This window comes from Alsobacter metallidurans, assembly GCF_014636935.1.
GTDB classification, from domain to species: Bacteria; Pseudomonadota; Alphaproteobacteria; order Rhizobiales; family Beijerinckiaceae; genus Alsobacter; species Alsobacter metallidurans.
This window is the reverse complement of sequence record NZ_BMES01000001.1, coordinates 2,175,690-2,199,846: the sequence shown is the minus strand read 5'-3', so window position 1 is coordinate 2,199,846 and position 24,157 is coordinate 2,175,690. Positions and strand designations below refer to the sequence as shown.

Annotated in this window: 25 protein-coding genes; 4 read left to right on the top strand and 21 right to left on the bottom strand. The window is 66.3% G+C overall.

Going from position 1 to position 24,157, the window contains the following annotated elements; translation table 11 throughout:
• Positions 1–14 precede the first annotated feature (14 nt).
• The 9 genes from mgrA to IEV99_RS10055 form a co-directional block, all read right to left on the bottom strand.
• Positions 15–1,061, bottom strand: a complete 1,047-nt coding sequence (gene mgrA / locus IEV99_RS10095; protein WP_188517507.1) for an L-glyceraldehyde 3-phosphate reductase — start codon at positions 1,059–1,061, stop codon at positions 15–17.
• A 103-nt stretch (positions 1,062–1,164) separates the two neighbouring features.
• Entirely contained in the window at positions 1,165–1,443 is a 279-nt protein-coding gene (locus IEV99_RS10090; RefSeq protein WP_188517506.1) for a DUF2934 domain-containing protein, read from the bottom strand.
• A gap of 94 nt (positions 1,444–1,537) precedes the next feature.
• The gene (locus IEV99_RS10085) at positions 1,538–2,083 is read right to left on the bottom strand and encodes a hypothetical protein (protein ID WP_188517505.1); all 546 of its coding nucleotides are present in this window, start codon (positions 2,081–2,083) and stop codon (positions 1,538–1,540) included.
• 2 nt (positions 2,084–2,085) lie between these two features.
• Positions 2,086–3,024 carry a type II secretion system F family protein gene (locus IEV99_RS10080; RefSeq protein ID WP_188517504.1) on the bottom strand — a complete coding sequence of 313 codons (939 nt, stop codon included), beginning with the start codon at positions 3,022–3,024 and terminating at the stop codon, positions 2,086–2,088.
• 8 nt (positions 3,025–3,032) lie between these two features.
• On the bottom strand, positions 3,033–3,998 hold the full coding sequence (locus IEV99_RS10075) for a type II secretion system F family protein (protein ID WP_188517503.1): 966 nt from the start codon (positions 3,996–3,998) through the stop codon (positions 3,033–3,035).
• A gap of 3 nt (positions 3,999–4,001) precedes the next feature.
• Entirely contained in the window at positions 4,002–5,519 is a 1,518-nt protein-coding gene (locus IEV99_RS10070) for a TadA family conjugal transfer-associated ATPase (RefSeq protein WP_188517502.1), read from the bottom strand.
• A gap of 97 nt (positions 5,520–5,616) precedes the next feature.
• Entirely contained in the window at positions 5,617–6,768 is a 1,152-nt protein-coding gene (locus IEV99_RS10065; RefSeq protein WP_188517501.1) for a CpaE/TadZ family protein, read from the bottom strand.
• A gap of 15 nt (positions 6,769–6,783) precedes the next feature.
• Complete coding sequence (locus IEV99_RS10060; protein WP_188517500.1) at positions 6,784–7,086, bottom strand: hypothetical protein; 303 nt, start codon at positions 7,084–7,086, stop codon at positions 6,784–6,786.
• Entirely contained in the window at positions 7,070–8,455 is a 1,386-nt protein-coding gene (locus tag IEV99_RS10055; RefSeq protein WP_188517499.1) for a type II and III secretion system protein family protein, read from the bottom strand. Before IEV99_RS10055 ends, IEV99_RS10060 begins: the two co-directional genes overlap by 17 nt.
• 299 nt (positions 8,456–8,754) lie before the next feature.
• On the opposite strand from IEV99_RS10055, the gene IEV99_RS10050 reads away from it, so the two are divergent.
• Complete coding sequence (locus tag IEV99_RS10050; protein WP_188517498.1) at positions 8,755–9,357, top strand: hypothetical protein; 603 nt, start codon at positions 8,755–8,757, stop codon at positions 9,355–9,357.
• A 2-nt stretch (positions 9,358–9,359) separates the two neighbouring features.
• Here the strand turns inward: IEV99_RS10050 and cyoD are convergent, their stop codons facing one another.
• The 5 genes from cyoD to IEV99_RS10025 are packed head-to-tail and all read right to left on the bottom strand — an operon-like array spanning position 9,360 to position 13,717.
• Positions 9,360–9,749, bottom strand: coding sequence for a cytochrome o ubiquinol oxidase subunit IV (gene cyoD / locus IEV99_RS10045; RefSeq protein ID WP_188517497.1), 390 nt, complete (start codon positions 9,747–9,749; stop codon positions 9,360–9,362).
• The gene (gene cyoC, locus IEV99_RS10040; protein WP_188517496.1) at positions 9,746–10,420 is read right to left on the bottom strand and encodes a cytochrome o ubiquinol oxidase subunit III; all 675 of its coding nucleotides are present in this window, start codon (positions 10,418–10,420) and stop codon (positions 9,746–9,748) included. Before cyoC ends, cyoD begins: the two co-directional genes overlap by 4 nt.
• Positions 10,417–12,423, bottom strand: a complete 2,007-nt coding sequence (gene cyoB, locus IEV99_RS10035; protein ID WP_188517495.1) for a cytochrome o ubiquinol oxidase subunit I — start codon at positions 12,421–12,423, stop codon at positions 10,417–10,419. The genes cyoC and cyoB overlap by 4 nt, the downstream gene beginning before the upstream one ends.
• Before the next feature lies 1 nt (position 12,424).
• A complete protein-coding gene (gene cyoA / locus IEV99_RS10030) occupies positions 12,425–13,324 on the bottom strand; it encodes a ubiquinol oxidase subunit II (protein ID WP_188517494.1) in 900 nt (299 codons plus the stop codon).
• A gap of 3 nt (positions 13,325–13,327) precedes the next feature.
• The gene (locus IEV99_RS10025; RefSeq protein WP_188517493.1) at positions 13,328–13,717 is read right to left on the bottom strand and encodes a hypothetical protein; all 390 of its coding nucleotides are present in this window, start codon (positions 13,715–13,717) and stop codon (positions 13,328–13,330) included.
• Positions 13,718–13,994: 277 nt separating this feature from the next.
• On the opposite strand from IEV99_RS10025, the gene IEV99_RS10020 reads away from it, so the two are divergent.
• A complete protein-coding gene (locus IEV99_RS10020) occupies positions 13,995–14,411 on the top strand; it encodes a DUF1236 domain-containing protein (protein WP_188517492.1) in 417 nt (138 codons plus the stop codon).
• Positions 14,412–14,494: 83 nt separating this feature from the next.
• Here IEV99_RS10020 and ligD read toward each other — a convergent pair whose 3' ends face one another.
• The 3 genes from ligD to IEV99_RS10005 all read right to left on the bottom strand — a co-directional run bounded on the left by ligD (position 14,495) and on the right by IEV99_RS10005 (position 18,409).
• The gene (gene ligD, locus IEV99_RS10015; RefSeq protein WP_244643724.1) at positions 14,495–17,146 is read right to left on the bottom strand and encodes a DNA ligase D; all 2,652 of its coding nucleotides are present in this window, start codon (positions 17,144–17,146) and stop codon (positions 14,495–14,497) included.
• A gap of 12 nt (positions 17,147–17,158) precedes the next feature.
• On the bottom strand, positions 17,159–18,043 hold the full coding sequence (gene ku, locus IEV99_RS10010) for a non-homologous end joining protein Ku (protein WP_188517491.1): 885 nt from the start codon (positions 18,041–18,043) through the stop codon (positions 17,159–17,161).
• Between the two features lie 111 nt (positions 18,044–18,154).
• On the bottom strand, positions 18,155–18,409 hold the full coding sequence (locus IEV99_RS10005; RefSeq protein ID WP_188517490.1) for a hypothetical protein: 255 nt from the start codon (positions 18,407–18,409) through the stop codon (positions 18,155–18,157).
• Positions 18,410–18,620: 211 nt separating this feature from the next.
• On the opposite strand from IEV99_RS10005, the gene IEV99_RS10000 reads away from it, so the two are divergent.
• Positions 18,621–19,031, top strand: a complete 411-nt coding sequence (locus IEV99_RS10000) for a DUF3775 domain-containing protein (protein ID WP_188517489.1) — start codon at positions 18,621–18,623, stop codon at positions 19,029–19,031.
• A 69-nt stretch (positions 19,032–19,100) separates the two neighbouring features.
• The gene (gene mazG, locus IEV99_RS09995; RefSeq protein ID WP_280514642.1) at positions 19,101–19,940 is read left to right on the top strand and encodes a nucleoside triphosphate pyrophosphohydrolase; all 840 of its coding nucleotides are present in this window, start codon (positions 19,101–19,103) and stop codon (positions 19,938–19,940) included.
• A gap of 15 nt (positions 19,941–19,955) precedes the next feature.
• Here mazG and hflX read toward each other — a convergent pair whose 3' ends face one another.
• The 4 genes from hflX to ntrX form a co-directional block, all read right to left on the bottom strand.
• Positions 19,956–21,359, bottom strand: coding sequence for a GTPase HflX (gene hflX, locus IEV99_RS09990; RefSeq protein ID WP_188517488.1), 1,404 nt, complete (start codon positions 21,357–21,359; stop codon positions 19,956–19,958).
• A gap of 1 nt (position 21,360) precedes the next feature.
• Positions 21,361–21,621, bottom strand: a complete 261-nt coding sequence (gene hfq / locus IEV99_RS09985) for an RNA chaperone Hfq (protein WP_188517487.1) — start codon at positions 21,619–21,621, stop codon at positions 21,361–21,363.
• A 169-nt stretch (positions 21,622–21,790) separates the two neighbouring features.
• Complete coding sequence (locus IEV99_RS09980; protein ID WP_188517486.1) at positions 21,791–22,672, bottom strand: D-amino-acid transaminase; 882 nt, start codon at positions 22,670–22,672, stop codon at positions 21,791–21,793.
• Positions 22,673–22,750: 78 nt separating this feature from the next.
• Entirely contained in the window at positions 22,751–24,118 is a 1,368-nt protein-coding gene (gene ntrX / locus IEV99_RS09975) for a nitrogen assimilation response regulator NtrX (RefSeq protein WP_188517485.1), read from the bottom strand.
• Positions 24,119–24,157: the final 39 nt, after the last annotated feature.

Here is a 24,157-nt window from a genome sequence, read left to right as displayed (position 1 = left end):
GGCGGAATGATGCGCTAGCGCGGGGGCCCCGCGCGTTCGGCCGACGCCGCCCAAAGATTGACGCCGCCCTCTACCGCATGGGTGTCGATCTCGGCGAGTTCCGCAGGCGTGAACTCCAGGTTCTTGAGCGCCACGACGCAGTCTTCCACCTGCTCGGGCCGGCTCGCTCCGATGAGCGCCGAGGTGACGCGCCCGCCCCTGAGCACCCACGCGAGCGCCATCTGCGCGAGCGTCTGGCCGCGCCGCCGCGCGATGGCGTCGAGAGCCCTGGCGCGGCTGATGTTCTCGTCGTTCAGGAACGTGGAGCGGAGCGACTTGCCGGCTGCGGCGCGGCTGTCGCCAGGAACGCCGTGGAGGTATTTATCGGTGAGCATGCCCTGTGCGAGCGGGGAAAACACGATGGAGCCCATGCCCTCCTGATCGAGCACGTCGAGAAGGCCGTCGTCCTCGATCCAGCGATTGATCATCGAGTAGCTCGGCTGGTGAATGATGCAGGGCGTGCCGAGCTCGCGCAGGATGCGGGCGGCCTCGCGGGTCCGCTGAGCATTGTAGGACGAGATGCCGACGTAGAGCGCCTTGCCCTGGCGCACGATCGAGTCGAGCGCCCCCATGGTCTCCTCGAGCGGCGTGTTCGGGTCGAAGCGGTGTGAATAAAAAATGTCCACATAGTCGAGCCCGAGGCGCTTGAGGCTCTGGTCAAGGCTGGAGATCAGGTATTTGCGGCTGCCCCATTCGCCATAGGGTCCCGGCCACATGCGATAGCCGGCCTTCGTGGAAATCACGAGTTCGTCCCGAAGGCCGGCGAAATCAGTGCGCAGGATCTCGCCGAAGGCGCTTTCGGCCGAACCCGGCGGCGGGCCGTAATTGTTGGCCAGGTCGAAATGCGTGATCCCGAGATCAAACGCCTTGCGAGCAATCGCGCGTGCGGTGTCCTGCGGCCGGTCCAGGCCGAAATTGTGCCAGAGGCCGAGCGAGATCGCCGGCAGCATCAAGCCGCTCCGGCCGACCCGGTTGTAGATCATGCCGCTTTCATAGCGGTCGGCAGCGGGCTGGTGAGGCAAGGCGGGCTCCTGGGGCTTCTATGGGCGTTCATCAGACACGCCGGACAGCCCTGCCGCAACCATGACGGCCGCATAGCGGCCGTGTCCCGGCGGCGCGCCCGCGTCAGCGACGGCGGCCCGACGCGCTCTCGCCGGCCGTGCTCGCGGCATCTGACGCTGTTGAGCCGGGAGGCGCTTTCTTGCTGCGCCCGCCGCGGCCGGATTTCGCCGCCGCGCCTGCGGAGGCCTGAGTCTCAACCGCTTCGGCGGCGGCGCCGCCCGACGCGGAAAGTTCGCGGAAGGCTTGGTCCCAATGGTCTTGGTCACGCCCGTGAGGGCGGCCCTCGTTCATCCAGATTTCGTGCGCCCGCACGCGAATGCGCTGCTTCAACTCCTCGTCCATGCTCGCTCTCCGGCATTCCTGTGCGAAAACGGCGCCGCCGCGCCGCCGTTCCATGCGCCTTCCGGGAGGTTCGAGAGCGGCTGGAGCGCCAGCGTCAGCGGCCGGGACGCGCGACGCGCACCTGCCTGTCCAGCTCCTGCAGGTTCGCGGCGATCTCGGGGTTCTCGGGATCCCTCGCCAGGCCGGCGGAGAGGTTTTGGCTAGCGAGCTTGAAGTTGCGGCGCTGCAGATAGGAATAGCCGCGATTGTTCAGAAAAGCGGGCGTACGTCCGCCAAGCTGCTCGGCCTTGGCGTAGGCGCGATCGGCGAGATCGTAGCGGCGCAACTGGTCGTAAGAAGCCGCCAAGCCGAGCCATGCCTCGGCGGTCGCGCCGGGGCTCTCGACGGATTTGCGAAAATGCATCTCGGCCAGGCCGTAGCGGCCTGCGGCGAAGTGCTTTTGGCCGAGTTCCAGGTCGGCTTGCCCTTCTGGCGCCGGCGTCGCCGCAACCTGCACGACCGTGGTCGCGGCCGGCGCCGGCGTTGCGGCGCTCACCTCGAGGGTCGCCTCACCGCCCGGCGCCAGCACGGGATTGCAGCCCGCAAGACCCAACGACGCGAAGCCGGCCAGAGCAAGGGACAAGATCGAGACGATGCGCATTGTCAGGAATTCGCAAAAGAGGACATGACCCGGACGCCGGCCGGATAGAGCAGCGTGATGATCAGGACAGGGAAGACGAAAACCGTTAAGGGAACCACAAGCTTTGCCGGAAGCGCATAGGCCTTTTCTTCTGCGCGCGACATACGCTTGTTGCGCATCTCATCGGAATAGACGCGCAAAGACTGAGAGAGGCTGGCGCCCAGCTCGGTGGATTGCTGGAGTAGCGCCGCGAAGGTGACGGCTTCTTCGAGCCCAAGACGCTGGCCGAGACGGTTCAACGCCTCCCCCATCGGGGTTCCGGCGCGAATCTCCAGCGACACCATGGCGAGGTTCTCGGCCAGCCAGGGATAGGATTGCACGAGCTCGCGGGAGATTCGGTCGATGGCGGATTCCATTGGCAGGCCGGCCTCGGCGCAGACGACCATGAGGTCCATGAAATCGGGAAATCCCATCCGGTAGGATTCGACTCGGGCCTTGATCCGCCGGCCGACATAGATGTTCGGGCCAAAGTATCCCATGCCCGCCATGGCGGCGGTCCAGACAAGCAGATTGGCGTCGCTCTCAGCGAGCCAGAGCGCGAGCGCCGTGCCGGCTCCGCCCAACGCCGCGCCGGCGAGGCGGGCGCCAAAGAAGAGCGGCACGGCCGAGGGCGAGAGGAACCCCGCCTGCACGAGGCGCTGGCGCAGCTGCCGCTGCTCGCGCGCGTCCGCGCCCGCGAGGATGGGCGCGATATAGGCGGACAGGCGCTCCAGCGCGGCCCCGCCTTCCTGGATGGCGGCGGGCGCGAGGCTGGGCGCAGCGCGGCGGCGGACCTGCCGGCGCACGCGCATCAACGTCCACACCACGCCCGCGACCACCGCGAGCGCGACGAGCGTGAGCGCGCCCCCGAACAGAAGATCGGGATCGAGGCCGGACAGGAGGTCGGTTTCGGGCGCGTCCATGGCGGCTCTCAGAATTTGAAGTTGATCATGCGCCACATGATGAGGTTGCCCACCATCATCCAGCCGAGCGAACCGCCGAGCACATAGGGCGCCGAGGGTTGGCCCCAGACGTCGCCGTAGAATTCCGGGCTGATGACGTTGATGGCCATGAACACGAAAACCGGCATGGCGTTCAGGATCGCGGCCGCGACCTTGCCTTCGGCCGAGAGGCCCTTGACCTTGCGGCGCATCTTGAAGCGCTCGCGGATGACCTTGGCGAGGTTCTCGAGAATCTGGCCGAGATTGCCGCCTGTCGTCGACTGGATCGCGATAGACGTGACGAACAGCGCGAGATCCTCCTGCCCGACCCGGGCCAGCATGCTGCGCATCGCTCCCTCGAGATCGGCGCCGTACGTAATCTCGTCCGCGATCATGCCGAACTCGGAGCCGAGCGGGTCGGGCATTTCGCGGGCCACCATCGCGATGGCGATCGGCACCGGGTAGCCGGCGCGCAGGCTTCGCACCACGACGTCGATGGCCTGCGGCAATTGCTCGGCGAACTTGGCCTGCCGTCGCTTGCGCAGGAACAGCAGGGCGCCGAGCGGCAAAATGGTCCCGGCGAACGCGGCCGCCACCAGCGCCAGCGTCGGTTCGAGCGTGGCCGAGTAGGCGCCGGCGCCCGCCAGCAGCGGCAGGGCGACCAGCCCGGCGATGAGCGGCAGTCCCATGCGGACGCCCGACTGGAGGGCGAGTTGCTGGAGCCAGCCGGACCACGAGGCGTGCCCGTCGGCGTTCAGGCCGCGCTCGCGGCGGAGCTGCACGAGCACGCGTTCGGGCGCGTCGCCCTTGCCGCCGAGCGACAGGCGCCGGTTCACGCGGGTGCGGTAGTCCTTCTTGTCGTAGACGAGCAGGTACAACGCTTCCACGACGAGCACGACCGCCAGGGCGACGAGGCCGAGCACCGCATAGACGGGATCGATGTCGAGGGCGTCCATGCGTCAGAGCGGCTTCGACGGGTCGAAATGCGAGGACGGGATGTTGACCCCGTGGGCGACCAGCTCCTGCAGGAAACGCGGCCGAATGCCGGTGGCCACGTGGTGGCCCTGGATCGTGCCGTCCGGGTCCGTGCTGGTGCGCACGAACTTGTAGATCTCCTGCATCTGGATGATGTCGCCTTCCATGCCGGTGATCTCGGCCACCGAGGTGACGCGCCGCTTGCCGTCCGAAAGACGCTGCAGTTGCACGATCATCCGCACGGCGGCGGAGATCTGGCCGCGAATGGAGGTCTGGCTCAGCGGCAGGCCGGCCATGCCGATCATCTGCTCCAGGCGCGAGATGGCCTCGCGGGGGTTGTTGGCGTGAATCGTCGCCATGGAGCCCTCGTGGCCGGTGTTCATGGCCTGCAGCATGTCGAAGGCTTCCTCGCCGCGGCACTCGCCGAGGATGATGCGTTCCGGGCGCATGCGCAGGGCGTTCTTGACGAGGTCGCGCTGGCGAATTTCGCCCTTCCCTTCCAGGTTCGCGGGCCGCGTCTCCATGCGCGCGACATGAGGCTGCTGCAGCTGCAGCTCAGCCGCATCCTCGATCGTGATCAGGCGCTCGGTCGGCGAGATGAACGCGGAAAGGGCGTTCAGCATCGTGGTCTTGCCCGAGCCGGTGCCGCCCGACACGATCGTGGTGATGCGGGCCTTCACGGCGGCAGCCAGCAGCTCGGCCATTTGCGGTCGCACGGCACCGATCTCGACCAGGCGGTCGAGCGACAGCTTCGACTTGGAGAACTTGCGGATCGACACGAGCGGGCCGTCCACCCCGATGGGTCGAACTGCGCAGTTGAAGCGCGAGCCGTCGGCCAGCCGCGCGTCGCAGAGCGGGCTCGACTCGTCCACGCGGCGACCGACCGCCGAGACGATCTTCTGGATGATGCGCATCAGATGCGCCTCGTCCTTGAACAGGGACGGCACCTGCTCCAGCACGCCGCGTCGTTCCACAAAGACGTTCTCGTGGCCGTTGATCAGGATGTCGGCGATGCTTGGGTCGCGCAGCAGCGGCTCCAGTGGGCCAAGGCCCGTCATTTCGTCCAGCACCTCGGAGACGAAGGCGTCCAGCTCCTTGGCGTTGAGGGGCAGGCGCTCGGCGACGACCCAGCCGGAGATGATGGTGTGGATCTCGCGCCGCAGCTCCTGCTCGGGCAGCTTTTCGAGGCTGGCGAGGTTCAGCTCCTCGATCAGCCGTTTGTGGAGGCGCACCTTGGCCTCGAGCAGTTTGGGCTTGATGGGCGCCGACGCGAGTTCTGGCGCGGGCTGCGCGACCGGCGTCGGCGCGACCGTGGTCGGGACGGGCGCGGGGAGCCGCTCGGCCGCATCGGCGGCATCGGCCGGGATGGGATAGACCGAGACCGCGGGCGCGGGCGGCAGTTCAAGCGCTGCGGGCTGCAACGGCTCATACACCGGCGGCGGCGGCTCGGCCGGCCAGGCGGGCGAGGCGGCGGTGCGGCGATTGGAGAAGCGTCCGAGCATGGGTTGGGGTCGCCGATCTTGAAGCGAGGCAATGCTGGCGGGCAGGTGTGAAAAACGCCGAAGGCCGCACGGTAAAATTGCAGCTTTCGCCACGTTCTCAGGCGCGGGCGACAGGCGAGAGCACGATCTTGCGGAGATCCGCCGAGACGTTGCTGCCCGCCTTCACGGACTCAAGCGGCAGGCCGCGATCGATGGCTTCACGCACGAGCGGATAGTTGTTGGCCACCGTGCCGGCGAAGAACGCCCCGAGCGCGCTCTCGGCATCGGTCTTGCGCAAGCCCGTGCCAAAAAGCGAGGTCTGCTGGAAGCGGTTGACCACCACCCGGGGCTCGACCTCCGGCAGACGCTCGGACACCGCCCTGGCGAGGTTGCGGCCCTGCCGAAGTCCCGGCACGGTCATGTCGGTCACCAGGAACACCGTGTTGGAGCCGCCCAGCACCGCGTCCGTCCAGGGATCCCAACGCCGTGGCAGGTCGATCACGACGTTGCGGAAGCGCGCCGACACCAGGTCGAGCACCCGCAGCACGAAGTCCGGGCTGACATCGTTGGGCTGCGCCGGCCGACCGGGAGCCGCCAGCACCGACAGGCCCGACCCGTGCAGGTTGAGCATGACCTCCATAAGTTGCTGGTCGAGCCGCTCGGGGTAGCGGCCCACCTCCTCGACGTTGAGGCGCGGCTCGATATCCAGATACTCGGCGCAGGAGCTGCTCTGAAAATCGAGGTCGACCAGGCAGGTCGACGGCTCCTTGCCGTCGCGCAGCAGGATCATGGCGGTTTCGATCGCCAAGGTGGTGTTGCCGACGCCGCCCAGCGCTGGAAGCAGCGCGTGCGTGCGGCCGGTTTGCTCCGGCATCGCCTGTCCGGCGCGAAGTGCCTGCACGCAGGACCGCAGCACGTCCTTTGGCTGCACGGGCTTGCGCAGGAAGTCCGCAACCCGAATCTGCAGGAACCAGCGCGCGAGGCCATCGTCGAAGGCTTCAGTGAGCACGATCACGGGCGCGCCGGGCGCGACTGTTCCCATCAGCGTGCGCAGGCCCGCGAGGCTCTCCTGGCGCCGGGGATCGAGATCCACCACCACCACGGCGGCCTGTGCGGCGCGCGGATCGCGCGCGACCTGCTCGACCGGAAGAGCCGCAATGACGGGGCGCACCGACTGCACCGGCGCGAGCACGGCGGCGACCCCCTCCAGCAAAGCGGAATCGGGGCCGATCAGGAGAATGGTCGAAGGCTGTTGGGTGTCTTGGGTCATGATCAAGCGGGAGGATCAGGGCGCTGCGGCGGGCGGCGCGAGCGTGATGGGGGCGAACACAGGAGCGCCGCTTGCGGCGACGCCGGCGGGCGCGCGGCTCTCGTAGCGCTCGATCGCATCGGCGACGCGCCGTGCATTGGTGGGGATGGCCGTGTTGGCCGACGACGCGGGCCAGGGATCGATGATGTGGATCGCCTTGTTCTGTGCGATGGCGTCGCCGGCCGCGATATCGATGGTCTCGCGTCGCGCCAGGCTGTCCTGGCAAGCGGTCAGCGTCAGCATCAGGCCGAGCGCGATTGTCTTACTGCACCGCCGCATCGCGGACCCTCTTCGATTCAAGAATGTAGCCGCCTGCGCGCGCCGGACGCTCGGGCGCCGGTCCGCTTGTTCGCCCGAACAGGACGCGGTCGATGTCGTTCGCCATCGGCGACTGGTCGAGAGGCGTCCTCAGCTTCTCGCCGGGCCGCGCCGGGCGGACGAGATGCGGGGTGACGATGATGGCGAGATCCGTCTCTTTCTTCTCGAATGACGCGGAGCGGAACAGGGAGCCGATCACCGGGACATCCGCAAGCCACGGGAGCTGCTGCTGCGTCTCCTGGTTGACGCTTTGCAGCAGTCCCGCGATCGCGAAGCTTTGGCCGTCGCGTAGTTCGATCACCGTGGAGGCGCGACGCACGATCAGCGCCGGGATCGCGATTCCGGCGGTGCGGATCGCGTTGTTCACGTCGAGCTGACTGACCTCCGGCTCGATGCGAAGATTGATGACGCCGTTGCCGAGCACGGTTGGAGTGAAGGTGAGGCCGACGCCGAACTTCTTATAGTCGACGGTGATCCGGCCCTGGTCGGCCTGAATCGGGATCGGGAACTCGCCGCCGGCCAGGAAGCTCGCCTTCTCGCCCGACATGGTGATGAGGTTGGGTTCGGCGAGACGCCGTGCGAGGCCCTTCTCCTCGAGCGCCTGCACGAGCACATCGGCCTGGACGCCGCTCGACAACACGCGCCCGACCACCGCACCGAACGGCGTGCCCCCGGAGGCGAGTCCGCCCGTGCCGGATGCGGCGGCGAAGTTCAGGGCGCCCTTCAGGGGGTCGCCATAGTTGTTTCCAACTGCGCGCCAGTTGACGCCGAGATCCTTGCCGGCGGAGCGCGAGGCTTCGATGAAGCGGACTTCGAGCATGACCTGCTGCGAACCGCGCACCTGCATGGCGTTCATGACCTCGGGGCCGTACTGGCGGGCGAGGTTCACGGCCTTGGCGGCCGCGACGCCGTCCTCGACCTCGCCGCTCAGCACCGTCTTGCCATTGGCCGTCGAGATACGGGCGCCTCGAGAGCCGAGGCGATCGATGTCTGCCGCCAGGCGCGGCGTGTTGTAGGTGACCTCCACCTCGACCACACCGACAAGTTGCTTCAGGCCGTCGAAGATCGACACGTTGGTCGTGCCGGCCTTCTTGCCAAGGATGTAGAGGCTTCGGTCCGTGAGCGGCATGACGTCCGCGATCTCGGGATCGCCAACCACGAGGTCGACAAACGACCGCGCCATCTGCACGGTCTTCGACTTGCCCTGGATGACCTGGGCCGAGCTGACTGAGCCGAGCGCGGCGACGCGGGTTTCGGCCGCAAGGGCCGCCGAGAGGCTCGCAAAGGACGCGAGAGCCAGCGCCAAGATGCCGATGATGGAGGAACGCACTGGATGGTCTCGCCCGAAAGTTGTGGGTCGAGCACACCGGTTGCGGCTTAACGAGGTCCTAAGACGAAGCGTGAATGCGCGTTGAGCGTAAATGGATCAGGCCGCCTGACGCGTCTATTTGAAACAAATTTCTGATCTATTCGCCAGACCGAAGGAGATGCTCCGTTTATCGCAAACTGCAATAGGCTTTAACACGCTACGCTTGCAGCACAGATCGTCCGAATTTTAGCGATCCAGGCAAGTATCCCCCCATCGGTGTCCATTCTGCTTGGTATCATCTGAGCACCGAGGCAGACGCCATGCTTGCACAGCTTCACCATACCGGAACACCCCTCCCCCGCCCGCGCGGGCTGACGCTGGACGCCGCAGCGCGCACGGCCGCCGTAACCGCATTGGCGCTGGCCGCTTTGTGCGCGGTCGCGGCGGCCCGCTGGACGGCCACCGCACATGCGGAGGCCGAGGCGCGCGAAGCCCGGGCGCTGGCGGCCTCGTTTGCGGGCTGGAAGCCCTTCGCCGCGCAGCCGGCGCTGGACGTCACGCGGGGGTTGCCGGTCGCAGTCGCGCCGCCGCCGCCAGCCGTGATCGAGCGCGATTTCACCCGGCTCACGGCTGTCGACGCGCAAACGCTGGACGCGGGCGATTTTCGTATCCGGCTAACTGACGTCCCGGCGCCGCCCGCCGGAGAACAGTGCCGGCGCCTCGACGGCGTCTCCGAGCCCTGCGCCGTGCGGGCGACAACGAGGCTCGATCTGCTGGTGAAATGGCGCGTGACGACGTGCCGCTACACGATGGAGAGCCCGTCCCTGGCGGTCGGCGCCTGCCGGGTAGGCTCCGCCAGCCTCGCGAGCCGGCTCGCGGCTCCGGCAGTTCCGCCCGCTGCTGGAGTGCGCAACGAGAGCTGACGTCAGCGCTGCATGCGCATCATCTCGTCCATCGGCATGGTGTTGTGAGCGAGGTGGCTCATGATCCAGATCGAGCCGCCGATCACCAGAAAGACGATCAGCACCCCGAAGGCGAGCGCCAGGACATTATTGGTGTTGTCCGGCGAGGTGGTGATGTGGAGAAAGAACACCAGGTGCACGCCCATCTGCGCGATGGCGAAGACCACAAGCGCGATCGGAACCGCCGGAGCCCAGACGAGGCCGGTGGTGGGCAGCGCGAACGAGATCACGGTCAGCAGCGTGGCAAGCCCGAGCCCCAGAACGTAGCTGCGGAAGCCGGAGGCGACGTCGCCCTCCATCCGCAGTTCGTCGCCCGGCGCGCTATCGTAGTCGTCATGCTCGTGCCCGCTCATGCGCCTGCTCCCAACAGATAAACGACCGTGAACAGCGCCACCCAGATGATGTCGAGCGCGTGCCAGAACAGGCTGAAGCACATGAAGCGGCGGACGATGTCGGGTCGGAAACCCTTGGCGAAGATCTGCGCCATCATGGTCAGCAGCCACAACAGCCCCGCGCCGACATGCAGGCCGTGGCAGCCTACGAGCGTGAAGAAGGCTGACAGGAAGGCGCTGCGCGTCGGCCCCGCGCCCTTGTCGACGAGCTCGATGAACTCGCGGATCTCGAGCAGGATGAAGGCCGCCCCGAACACGAAAGTCAGCGCCATCGCGGCGTAGAACCAGAGCGGCTTCCGCGCCTCGACGGACAGGCTCGCGAGCCCGCAGGTGAAGCTCGAGGCGAGCAGGCAGGCGGTCTCGATGGCGGTGATGCGCAGGTCGAAGAGTTCCGCGCCAGTCGGGCCGCCCGCGGTTGCGCCTTGCAGCACCGCATAGGCGGCGAAAAAGGCCGAGAACATCACGATGTCGCTTAGCAGGAAGATCCAGAACCCATATGCGACAACGATGCGCTTGGGCGCAGGCCCACCCTCGCCATGGCCGGGCGCGCGGCTGTGGCCATGACTGGAATGGCCGACGCGATAGGGATCCGGGCCTGTGGGCCGGCCTCGTGTGATGTCCGCGGCGGTCATTCGGCGGGCCCCGCATAGGTCGAGAGCGCGTCCTTGCGGGCGCTCCGGTTCTGGCGGTCGAGCAGCGCAACGTCATGGGCGGGGATGATGTATTCGGGCACGTCCCGCCAAGCGAACACTACGAACGTCACGTAGGCGCCGACGAAGCCTAGGCCGACCAGCCACCAGATCTGCCAGATCAGCGCAAATCCCATGAGGGTAGCGAAGAAGGCGCAGACGAAGCCCGTCGGGCTGTTGCGCGGCATCTCGATCTCCTCGTATTCGGGCTCGTCGCGCAGCTTGTTCTGCTCGCGCGCCCGCTGTTTGATCTCCCAGTACGGCTCTTCGGCGCTGACATTCGGCAGGGTGGCGAAGTTGAACGTCGGCGGTGGCGACGCCGTGGCCCATTCGAGCGAGCGGCCGTCCCAGGGGTCGCCGGTGACGTCGCGCAACCGGTCGCGCTGCCGGATGCTGACGACGAGTTGGATGATCTGGCAGGCGACGCCGGCCGCGATTACCACGGTGCCGAGGGCCGCCGCGATCATCCAAGGATGCCAGGGCTCGAAATCATAGCGCTGCATGCGCCGCGTCATGCCCAGGAGGCCGGCGACGTAAAGCGGCATGAACGTGAGATAGAACCCCGCCAGCGTGAACCAGAACGCCGCCTTGCCCCACCCCTCGTGCAGTCGAAACCCGAACGCCTTCGGAAACCAGTATGTCAGGCCCGCGAAGGCCGCGAAGATCACACCGCCGATGATCACGTTGTGAAAGTGCGCCACCAGAAACATGCTGTTGTGCAGCACGAAGTCGGCGGGCGGAACGGCCAGCAGCACGCCCGTCATGCCCCCGATCACGAAGGTGACCATGAAGCCGAGAGACCAGAGCATCGGCGTGTCGAAGCGGATGCGGCCACCATACATTGTGAAGAGCCAGTTGTAGACCTTCACGCCCGTGCCAACCGCGATGATGCTGGTCGCGATGCCGAAAAAGGCGTTCACGTCCGCGCCCGCCCCCATCGTGAAGAAGTGGTGCAGCCAGACCGTGAACGACACGATGCAGATGAACAGGGTCGCGGCGACCATCGAGCGATAGCCGAACAGCGGCTTGCTCGAGAAGGTCGAGATCACCTCGGAGAAAATCCCGAAGGCGGGCAAGACAAGGATGTAGACCTCCGGATGCCCCCAGGCCCAGATGAGGTTCATGAACATCATCGGGTTGCCGCCGGCTTCGTTGGTGAAGAAGTGGAAGCCGAGATAGCGGTCCAGCGTCAGCATCGCCAAGGTGGCGGTGAGGATGGGGAACGCGGCGACGATCAGGAGGCTGGACGCGAGCGCGGTCCAGCAGAACATCGGCATGCGCAGATAACCCATTCCGGGCGCGCGCATTTTCAGAATCGTGGTGACGATGTTGACGCCCCCGATTAGCGTTCCGACGCCGGATATCTGAACGGCCCAGAGATAGTAGTCGACGCCCACGCCGGGCGAATAGGTCGTCTCGCTGAGCGGCGGATAGGGGAGCCAGCCCGTACGGGCGAACTCGCCGATCACGAGCGAGATGTTGACCAGCAGCGCGCCCGTGGCTGTGAGCCAGAAGCCGACGGAGTTCAGGGTCGGGAACGCAACGTCGCGGACGCCGAGTTGCAGCGGCACGACGAAGTTCATCAGGCCGATCACGAACGGCATAGCGCCGAAAAAGATCATGATCGTGCCATGCGCCGAGAAGATCTGGTTGTAGTGCTCGGGCGGAAGAAAGCCGGCCGCCTTGAAAGCCACGGCGTGCTGCGAACGCATCATCACGGCATCCGCAAAGCCCCGCAGAAGCATCACGCAGGCGAGCAGCACATACATGACCCCGATGCGCTTGTGGTCGACGCTGGTGATCCACTCGCGCCAGAGATAGGGGAGATGGCCACCCAGCACGACCCAGGCGATGACGCCCAGGATCACAAGCGCGACCGTTCCCGACGCGATCATCGGTATCGGCTCGTGCCACGGAACGGCGTCCCAGTTCAGCTTGCCCAGCATGCTAGCCCCCCGGTTTTGGTGAAATGTCCGGGCCGCCCCGGCCCTGGTCAGGCCCCGGCTGCGGCGGCAGCTCCTGCGAGACGATGGCGTGGAAGAGATGCGGGTCGACCGACAGATAGGTGGTTGGCGGATCGAAGGAAGTCTTTCTGTTGAGCTGCGCATAGGCGGCGCGGTCGAGGGCCGCACCCGCGCCCTGCGCTGTCTGGACCCAGCCATCGAACGCGTCGCCCGGCACGGCTTTTACGGTGAAGAACATCCCCGGAAAGCCGTCGCCGCTGAACATCGCCGAGCGGCCAGCGAACTCGCCTTCCTGGTCGGCCTGCAGGTGCAACTGCGTGGCCATGCCGTTCATCGTGTAGATCATGCTGCCGAGCTGGGGCACAAAGAACACGTTCATGACGCTGGCGGACGTCAGCGTGAAATGCACCGGTCGTCCGGCCGGCACCACGAGCTGGTTCACGGCCGCGACGTTCTGCTCCGGGTAGATGAACAGCCATTTCCAATCGAGCGAAACGACTTGCACCTCGAGCGGCTTTTGATCCGATGCGAGCGGTCTGTAGGGATCAAGCTGGTGCGATCCGACCCAGATGACGCCGCCCAGGAAGAGTATCACGAGGGTCGGGATCGACCACACGATCAGCTCGACTTTGCCTGAGTAGACGAAGTCCGGCCGGTAGCGCGCGCGGGTGTTCGACGCACGAAACCACCACGCAAAAGCCAGCGTGGCCACGATGGTGGGGATCACGATCGCGAGCATGATCGCCAGCGAGTTCAGAAGGATCGTGCGTTCAGCAGCGCCGACGGGGCCTTTGGGATCCAGCACGCCATGCTGGCAGCCGCCGAGGCAAAAGCCTATCGCCGCCACGGGCACGGTTCTGAGAAGGAGGGCTCCGGCGCGCATGCCTTAACGTCCCGCCAGCTGCGGCGGGGCCGCCCAGGCCGGGGTTTCCGCCACTTGGGTGAAGGTTGCGGTCGAGTGCCGAAGAAGGCTGCCGGCGATCAAACAGCCGATCACCATGGCTCCCAGCAGCAACGCCACGGTGCGTGACTGCGCGGGAGGCACAGGGAGCACCACGGCGGAATGATCAACAACGCTATCAAGGGTCTCGGCCACGGCCGATCTGCCGCCCCCCAGCGTGCTGATCGTCGGCGCAGCTTGCGCAACGGTGGTTTTGATTGAGCTCGCCATGATCCGGCGCCCCCAAAAATGGCGCAGCGTCGGACTGACGGCGCTGCGAACGGAAGCCTGGCGGCTTTCGACACGCGAACGCGAGCGCGGCGACGTAAGTTCCATTTCGGAGCTCGGCGCGCGGTTGTTGCTCCGACAAACACCTCGTCGCGCTGCCGGGGACACGAGTCGACACTGACGCTATCGTTCTTCGAAAACGGTCAGCGCGATGCACTCGCTGTCGGCCTGCCGCGCCAGCTTAAGCAGAGCGGATAAAGTTAACAGTAATAGAGGGTGTACTGAACATGATTGGGAAACCGTCTTCTTCATTGAGCAGGAAACCGGGAACCGTCTGGCTCAGGTCACGTTCTTGCTGCATCGATTACGCAGAGAGGACGAACAAATGAACAAGGCTATTCTCGCGGCGACGCTGTCGCTGGCTATGCTGGCTCCAGCCGCCGCTTTCGCGCAGTCCGGCCAGAGCGGAGCCGCCGCCGGCGCCGCCACGGGCGCGGTGGGTGGAGCGATTGTTGGTGGCCCGATCGGCGCGGCCGTTGGCGGCGTGACCGGCGCCATCGTGGGCGGCACCCTCTCCCAGCAGGAGAGCACCCGAGTTCACCAGTACGTTGTCGAGCAGCGTCGCCCGTCGGTGAGCTACCAGGAGCGTGTCGTGGTCGGCGAGCCCCTGCCGCAGACCGTCGAGCTTTATTCGGTCCCGGCCGATGTCGGCGTGAAGACGCAGTATCGCTATTCGGTGATCAACAACCGCACTGTGCTGGTCGACCCGTCGACCCGCCGCGTTGTTCAGGTCATCGAGTAATCATTCGCCGCGACGCGGCATGACGAAACGGCCCCGGAGCGATCCGGGGCCGTTTTCGTATGCCCGCGCGGCAATGTTGAGACTCAGGCCGCCTTCGCGGTCTTCTTCCGACTCTTGCGGCCCGCGGCCTTGGGCAGGGTCTGGCGCAGGTCGAAAAATCCGTCCCAGGGATCCGCCGCGAGAAAGTCCAGCCGCTGCCGGAGATTGCCGATGCGGAAGTGGTCGGCCTTGAGGGCCTCTGACAGTTCATCCCACGCCAGCGGCGTGGAAACGGGGGCTCCGTCGCGGGCTCGTGTGGAGAAAGCAGCGACCGCAGTGGCGCCGCGCCCGTTGCGAAGGTAATCCACGAAGATGCGGCCCTTGCGCAACCGCTTGGCCATGTTCGCGACGTAGAGCGACGGCGCATCCGTCTCCATGGCTTCCACCACCCCGCGGGTATAGTCCTTTACGGTCTCCCAATCGGCCAAAGGCGTGAGCGGCGCGACGACGTGCAGGCCTTTTCCGCCCGACGTCTTGACGAAGCTTTCCAGCCCGTCCCGGCCGAGCCGCTGTCGGACCTCAAGAGCCCCGTCGATCACCTGCGACCAACTCACGTCGTCGCCGGGATCGAGATCGAAGATAATTCTGTCCGGCTTTTCGATGTCCGCAATCGTGGATCCCCACGGGTGGATTTCCAGGACGCCTGCCTGCACCAATCCCAGCAGCCCGCGCAGGTCTTCGATGAAGGTCATCGGCTCCGCGTCCCCGACATCGACAAAGCGGATATCGGGCGACAGTCCTTCCCACCGGTGCTTCTGAAAAAAGCACTGCTTGCCTGCCCCGTTCGGGCAACGGACCAGACTCAAAGGCCGGTTCACGAGATGGGGCAAGGCCCACGCGGCGATGTCGGCGTAGAAATCCGCCAAACCCTGCTTGGTGACGCCGCCCTCTTCCCACAGCACCCGCTCGGGATGCGTGAGCCGCACGCCGGAAAGGTCGGCCTCGGCGGCGGGCGCGGCGCTGGCGCGACCGGAGCCGCCTTCGCGCACGACTTCGGCGGGAGGCTTATCGTCCCGCAGGCCCTTGAAGGCGGATTGGCGGAGAAGCTCGTCGTTGGTCCAGCCTCGAAATTCGATCTCGGCGACAAAACGCGGCTCTACCCAGCGCACGCCCTTGTCGGTCCCGGCCGGCGGCTTTCGGCCGAACGCCGGCTTTTCGGACGGGATAGCCGAGAGGCCGGCATAGAGGCTCTGGGCCTCGTCGCCCGAAAAGCCGGTGCCCGATCGGCCGGCATAGATCAGCTTGCCGTCATCATAGTAGCCGAGCGCCAGGGAGCCGATGGAGCGCTTGGCGGCGCTTGACACCGTGTAGCCGATCACCACGAACTCCTGCCGCAAGACGCATTTGGCCTTAAGCCAATGCGAGCCCCGGTCGGGCGTGTACGGCGCATCTTTTCGTTTTGAGATCACGCCTTCCAAGCCGAGGCGGCACGCGTGCGTCAGCATGGTCCCGCCGTCATGCTCGAAATGGGCGCTGTAGCGCAGCGGCGATCCCTCCGGCAGCCCGGCCAACGCGGCTTCCAGCAGCCGCTTGCGCTCGATCTGGGGCGTTTTCGTCAGGTCGACGCCGTCGAGATAGAGCGCGTCGAAAACGTAGTAGACCATCCGATCCTGCCGGCCTGCCTTGAGGTCCGCCTGGAGGCTGCCGAAACTCGGGACGCCGCTCTCGGCCTCAGACACGATTTCCCCGTCGAGCAGCGCCGAGCCGAGGCCGAGCTGGCGCACAGCGTCGGCCACGCGGTTGAAGCGCTCCGTCCAGTTGAGCCCCTTGCGGGTGAGAAGCTGCACCTCGCCGCCGTCAAGGCGCGCCTGGATGCGGTAGCCGTCATATTTGATTTCGTGGATCCACTCGCCGCCGTCCGGCGGCTCCTCAACCAGCGCGGCGAGGCTCGGCTCCAGGAATACCGGCAACAGGCCCTTGCGCGCCTTCGGGGCCTTGGCGGGCTTGATCGCAACCGCCTTGGCGGCGGGCGCAGCCTTGCTGGCCTGCCGCGATGCATGATCCACCCGGATGACGCCCTCGGCTTTCAAGTCGTCGTTGGTTTTGCCGCTCAGAAAGGAGCGGTTCTCCTCCAGCACATCGGGCTGGTCGGCCGTGCGGGCGAACGCATCGTCGCCTTTCAGCAGCAGCCACTGCTCCTTTTTCTCATGCGGTCGCGGCCGCATCCGCACGAGATGCCACCGTCCGCCGAGCCGCGCGCCTTCAAGCACGAAGTCGAGATGCCCCTTGGCGAGCGCCCTGTGCGGATCGTGCTCCGGTCGCCAGGTTCCGCGGTCCCACACGATCATGGTTCCGCCGCCATACTCCCCCTGCGGGATGACGCCCTCGAACTCGAGGTACTTCATCGGATGGTCTTCGGTCTGCACCGCCAGGCGTTTGTCGCCGGGAACGAGGCTGGGGCCGCGCGTTACAGCCCAACTTTTCAGAACGCCGTCGAGCTCCAGCCGCAGGTCGTAGTGGAGCCGGCGCGCCGCGTGCTTCTGGACCACGAACTGGGCGCCCTGCCCTTTGGCGACCTCGGCGCCCGGCTCGCTCGTGCGCGTGAAATCGCGCTTTTCCCGGTAGAGCTTGAGGGGATCGGCCACCTCCTCGGTGGACGCCGGCGCAGGTCCGGCTTTGGCGGACTTCTTCGCCCGGCCATTCGGAGCTGAAGCCTTCGGTGCGGCCGTCTTGTCGGCGGACCTTCGAACTGCCAAAGCGGCCTCCTGTCAGCGCTTGGTCGCGGTTCTGCGGGCCGCGGCCGTCTTCCGGGCCTTGGCGGCGGGCGCCTTTGCGGCGGATGCGGCCGGGCGGCGGCGCTCGGTCGGCGCACCCTCCTGCTGCAGGCTGAGCCGCAGCGCCTCCAGGATCCCGGTCGGCTTGGTCGCGGCCGGCGCCTTGGGGGCCTTCGGGGCCTTCTTGCCGGCCTTCTTGGCTTCCAGCAGCGTGCGCAGGCTTTCCTCGTAGCGGTCGTGGAACTCAGCGGGATCGAACGCGCCGAGCTTGCGCTCGACCAGGGCGTCGGCCACTTCCAGCAGGTCCTTGTCGAGCTTGGGCGCGGCCGTGAGATCGGCGAAAACCTCCTCGTCGCCGCGCACCTCGTAGGGCCAGCGCAAGACGGTCGCCATGAGGCCGGCGTCGCGGGGCTCCAGCAGAACGATGTGCTCGCGCTGGTGCATCACCACGGTGGAAAGAGCCGCGAGCTTGCGCCGCGCCATCGCCTCGCGGATGACCTGAAATGCTTCCTGAGAGGGCTTGTCGTCGGGGGAGAGGTAGTAGGGTCGGTCGAAGAAGAGTGGATCCACCTCGTTTCGATCGACGAAGCGGTTGATCTCCATGATGTGGGTGGCCTCGAGGCGGACATTGTCGAGTTCCTCCTCGGTGACCTCGACCATCTCACCCTTGGCGATCTCGTAGCCCTTGGCCTGATCGTCCTTCTCGACCTCCTGGTTCGTCTCCTCGTCGAAGAGATGAATGCGCAGGCGGTTGCCGGTCTTGCGATTGATGCGGTGGAAGTGGACGGCCCGCGCCTCAGTGACGGCGGGGTAGAGAGCCACCGCGCAGTTCACGAGCGACAGCTTCAGGTAACCCTTCCAGACCGACCGCGGCGCCATTCCGTTCTCCGTGAGCCTGCGCAAGCGCAATTGCCCCAGAACAAGCTTCGGCCCCCGCGGCGGGTTCCGCGGGGGCCGAAGGCATGGCGCTGCTCGGTTCGGGTGAGACCGTCAGGCGCCGCTATCGAGGATTTCGATGACCTTGCGCGACTTGGGCTCGACCACGAGCACGCGGCTCTGGTCGATGACGATGCCATAGGCGCCGTCCGCCTGTATGATCACATGCGCGCCGGCCGGAAGAACGGCGCCGACCTTGAGCGGCTGAGCGACGGACGAGGTTTCAACCTGGCCGACAGGCGGAGTCTTGGATGCCGCAAGGGCCGGCGTGGCGAGAGCAATCACGGCAAGAACGAGGAAGGGGCGCAAGACGCAGTCTCCGGTGGCCGCAGAGAACGATTGGAGCGGGCCGAAGTTGCCGGTCCGCCAGGGTTTTTTGCGCAACCAAACGGTTCCGCGCTGTGCGCTTGCACACACGGGCCGGCCTTGTTGACGAAGCGCAAATCGAGTTCGCCGCACGCAACCATCGGCAGGTCAGAAACGTCTTCCCGGACACCAAGACCAGCAAGAGGCTCCGACCATGGATATCGCCCTCGACAAGGTTTGTGCGCTGATCCGCCAGGCCCGCCAGTTCGACGGCAAGGAGGGCGAGACGGACCCGGATTCCGGCTCCAACCCGGCTGACGACCGTTCCTTCGACGTACTCGAATCCGGCGAAGACGATCCGGTCGAAGGCGAAATCCGCGCCTTCATCACCGGCCTCAACGTAGACGAACAAGCCAATCTCGTGGCTCTCGTCTGGGTCGGCCGCGGGGACTACGGGCCGGACGAGTGGGACGACGCCATTGCGCTCGCCAAGGAGCGCGGGGACACGCCGACTGACGAATACCTGCTCGGGATTCCGAACTTGCCCGATCTGCTGGACGAGGGTCTCGCCGCGTTCGATCTCAGCTGCGTCGAGGAAGCCGCGGAAGCCGGCGCGGGCGTCTGACGCGGTCGGTCGCGCCCGGCCGCGGGTTTGGCTAGGGTGTCCGGGCCTTCGATTCAGCCCGGACAACCCGTGACCGAACAAGCCCCTCCCCGTCCCTCTCGGGACATCGCTGACCTGCTCGCCATCATGGCGGCGCTCCGAACCCCGGGTTCAGGATGCCCGTGGGATCTCGAGCAGGACTTCGCGTCGATCGCCCCCTACACGATCGAGGAAGCCTACGAGGTCGCGGACGCGATCGAGAAGGGCGACATCTCGGACCTGCGCGACGAGTTGGGCGACCTGTTGCTCCAGGTCGTGTTTCACGCCCGCATGGCGCAGGAACAGGGAGCTTTCGATTTCGGAGGCGTCGTGGAAGCCATCACGACCAAGCTCATCCGGCGTCATCCACACGTCTTCGGCGAAGCCCGGCATCTGCCGCCTTCAGCCGTCAAGGCGCTGTGGGGAGAAATCAAGGCAGCCGAGAAGGCCGAACGGCGCGCGGCGCGCGAGGCGGCCGGACTGCCCGCGGACGAGCATCGCGGGCTTCTGGCCGGCATACCCGCCGCCCTGCCCGGCCTGACGCGCGCCGTGAAGCTGCAGGCCAAGGCGTCCACGGTCGGCTTCGACTGGAACGACGCTCGCCTCGTCCTGGACAAGCTCCGAGAAGAGCTCGGCGAGATAGAGGAGGCGCTCGATGCCGGCGACAAGGCGCAGGTGGCCGGAGAGGTGGGCGACCTGCTTTTCGCGGTCGCCAACCTGGCGCGGCATCTCGATGTCGATCCCGAAGCCGCGCTGCGCGGCACGAACGCCAAGTTCGAACGGCGTTTCGGGTTCATCGAGCGCGCACTGGAGCAGCAGGGCCGCTCCGCCGCGGAAGCAAGCCTGGACGAGATGGACGCGCTCTGGAACGCTGCCAAAGCCGCCGAATAAGGCGGAGAGACGCTCCTACCGAGTACGCCGCGCGCCGGGGAACCGGCGCAGAAGCCGCGGCTCTTTTTCGGGCGCGATCCGGGCCGCGATCAGGACGCCGCCCTCACCGTCCTCGCGTCGGTCGAGGACCTCTGCCTCCTCGTAGAGCCAGTGCAGGCCCGCGCCGTCCGCCGACTCCACGGCGACGTGGAACACGGGCCGCTCATGAGCGAGCCGGTTCTCCACCGCGGCCTTGAGCCGGTCCATGCCTTCGCCCGTCACGGCCGAAACCAGAACGGGGCGCCCTTCGGCAGGGCGGTGCTCAACCACGCCGAGCAGGCGCGTGCGCTCGTCTTCGGGCAGCAGGTCCGCCTTGTTCCAGACTTCGATGAGACGCTGGTGGTCGTCCGGGTCGACGCCGAGCTCGCGCAGGATCCCAATCACGTCGGCGGACTGCGCATCGGTGTCGCCATGCGAAACGTCGCGCACGTGCAGGATCACGTCGGCCGCAATCACGTCTTCCAGCGTCGCGCGGAACGCCGCGACCAGCATGGTGGGCAGATCCGAGATGAAACCGACGGTGTCGGAAAGGATCACGGGGGCTCCGTGCGGCAGCTTCACGACACGGGCGGTGGGGTCGAGCGTCGCGAACAGCATGTTCTCGGCCATCACGTCGGCGGAGGTCAGGCGATTGAACAGCGTCGACTTGCCGGCGTTCGTGTAGCCGACCAGCGCGACCACCGGATAAGGCACCTTGCGGCGGCTCTCGCGGTGAAGCGAGCGCGTGCGCTTGACGCTTTCCAGTTCTTTTTCGATGCGGCCCATGCGCTCCAGGATGACGCGCCGGTCCGCCTCGATCTGAGTCTCGCCCGGGCCGCCGAGAAAGCCGAAACCGCCGCGCTGGCGCTCGAGATGGGTCCAGGAGCGCACGAGGCGGCTCTTCTGATATTCGAGATGCGCGAGTTCGACCTGCAGGCCGCCCTCGCGGGTGCGGGCGCGGCGACCGAAGATCTCGAGAATGAGGCCGGTGCGGTCGATGACCTTGCAGCCCCAGGCCTTTTCCAGATTGCGTTGCTGCACCGGGCTGAGGCCGCAATCCATCATCACGAGGTCGATCTCGTCGGCCTTGATCAGGCCGGCGAGTTCCTCGACTTTTCCCTTGCCCAGGTAGGTGGCCGGACGCGGCGACGCGATGGTGACGAGGATTGCCTGGACAACATCGAGATCGATCGCCGCAGCGAGCCCGGAGGCTTCCTCGAGGCGCGCCTGCGGGATCCGCAGGTTGACGGCCGCGCCCTTGTCGTTCGCGGCGTCATAAGCCTGGCGTCGCGCGGAGAAGTAGGGTCCCACAACGAGGGTGCGCGTGCCGGAGGCGATCTCCTTCTCCGGCTCGACAGGGCCCTTGTTCAGCGGTTCGGTAGGGCCAGAAGAATGCTTCAATTCAGTCCTTCATCGGGGTCGGGGCGCCCTCGTCCTGCTCGAACAGTGAAACGGGGTGGCCGGGCATGATGGTCGAGATTGCATGCTTGTAGACGAGCTGACTGTGCCCATCGCGGCGGAGCAGCACGCAGAAGTTATCGAACCACGTCACAACGCCCTGCAGCTTCACTCCGTTCACCAGGAAGATCGTCAGCGGCACCTTGTTCTTGCGGACGTGGTTGAGGAAAGTGTCCTGGAGGTTTTGATTCCGCTCCGCAGCCATCGCATTAGCCCCTCTTGTTGCTCACCAGCTCGCGAGGACGGGTCCGCTTTTCGGCTGGTGCGTTAACGTCTCAAAATTATGCAAACCAACATGCCTGACGGCCTACGCGACAGAAATCGCCAAACAGGCCGTCAAGGTACGCTACCACGATTACGCCCCACAACCACCCTCAGGCATAAGGCGCCGTCACCACATGTGACATTTCAGTCACCTGGTGCAGAGATCCCCGTAATGCAAGGGCCGTGGGCCCCGGCTTGCCGTCGCCGACCGCCGCGCCGTCGATTTTCACCACTGGAATCACCAGACTGGACGCCGAGGTGATGAAAGCTTCCGCGGCTTGCCGGGCCTCCTCGACGGTAAACGGGCGCTCCTCGAGCGTCAGGTTCCGCCGGCCAAGCAGGTCGACAACGCCGGTCCGCGTCACCCCGCGCAGAATGCGGTTGTCGGCCTGTCTTGTGACGATGCGCCCGTCGTGGGTGACGATCCAGGCATTGGTGGACGCCCCTTCCAGCACGGTTCCGTCCTGGTCTACGAACCAGGCTTCGCCCGCCCCGGCCTCTTTCGCCTGCTGCTTGGCGAGAACGTTCGGGAGCAGCGACACGGACTTGATGTCGGGCCGGGCCCAACGGGTCTCCGGAACCGTGATCACGGCCACGCCGGCCGCGGCCGTCCGCTCGCCTGCGGCAGGATCGATCGACTTCGCGGTCACCACCAGCGCCGGCGGCGTCGAGGGGTCCGGGAACTTGTGGTCGCGCCGGGCCACGCCGCGCGAGACCTGCAGGTAGACAAGGCCATGGCGGACGCGGTTGCGCGCGACAGTCTCGCGCATGATCGTCAGCAGGGCCTTGCGGCCCATGGGAGCTGCGATGCGCAACTCCCGCAGGGAGCGGTCGAGCCGGTCGAGATGACGGGTTTCGTCCACCAGCCGCCCGCCGAAGACCTCGCATACTTCGTAGACGCCGTCGGCGAACTGGTAGCCGCGATCTTCGACATGAACAGCCGCGTCGCGGTGGGGCACGTAGCGGCCATTCACGTAGGCGATGCGGCTCATCAGTCGGGTCCCTTGTTTTGGGCGCGTCGCGCCGTTCTTGGTTCTTGCGCTCACCGTCAGGTGATTTAATCGACCGTCTTAGCCAATGCCGAGCGACTTCAGCTTGCGATGCAGCGCCGAGCGCTCCATGCCGATGAACTCGGCCGTGCGGGAGATATTGCCGCCGAATCGATTGATCTGCGCGACCAGGTACTCGCGCTCGAAGATCTCCCGCGCCTCGCGTAGCGCCAAAGACATCAGCTTCTCGCCGCCAGCCCCGTTGGGCGTGGATGGCACGAGCGAACCCACTTCGGAGGGAAGCAGATCCGCAGTGACCTCGGAGCTCGGGTCGCCTTCAGCCAGGATCAGGAGGCGCTCGATGTTGTTGCGAAGTTGGCGAATGTTGCCCGGCCAGTCATGCGACTGCAGCACCGCGAGAGCGTCATCCGCGATGGTGCGCTTGGGCAGGCCGGTGGACGCCGAGATCTGGTCCATAAAGAACGCGATCAGCTCGGGTATGTCGTCGCGCCGCTCCGCCAGGCTGGGCACCCGGATCGGCACCACGCTGAGCCGATGCAGCAGATCCTCGCGGAAGCGGCCGGCCATGATTTCGCCCGCGAGGTCCCGCGCCGTTGACGAAATCACGCGGACGTCGACATGGACCCGCATGGCCCCGCCGACACGCTGGAAGTTCTGGTCGACGAGTACGCGCAGGATCTTGCCTTGCGTCTCGCGCGGCATGTCGGCGACTTCGTCGAGGTACAGCGTCCCGCCATGCGCCTCCTCGAGCGCGCCGACCTTACGGCCTTTGCCGTCCGCGCCTTCGACGCCGAAGAGCTCGGTCTCCATGTTCTCGGGCGTGATCGTGGCGGCGTTGATGGCCACGAACGGCCCCGAGGACCGGGACGACAACTGGTGGATGGTGCGCGCCGCAAGCTCCTTTCCGGAGCCTGGCGCGCCCGAGATCATCACGCGGGCGTTGGTGGTGGCGACCCGCTCGATGGTCTGGCGAAGCTGGTTGGAAGCCTGGGAATGGCCGATGATCTTGGTGCCCTGCTGCGACTTGACCCGCAGCTCCTTGACCTCGCGCTTGAGACGCGACGCTTCCAGCGAACGTTCGGCCACCAGCACGAGGCGATCGGCCTTGAACGGCTTCTCGATGAAGTCGTAGGCGCCCCGCTTGATGGCCGAAACAGCCGTCTCGATGTTGCCATGACCCGAGATCATCACGATCGGCAGGTCGGGATGCTGCTCCTTGATGATGTCGAGGAGCTGCAATCCGTCCAGCCGGCTGCCCTGGATCCAGATGTCCAGAAACACGAGGTGCGGGCGGCGGGCCTCGATGGCGGCGAGCGCCTCGTCGGAGTTGGCCGCCGTCCGAGTGCGGTGGCCTTCGTCGTCGAGAATGCCGGCGACGAGTTCGCGGATGTCGGTCTCGTCGTCAACGATCAGGATGTCTGCGCTCATCGCGCGGTCTCCCTTTTATGAACGGTCGTGGATGGGATC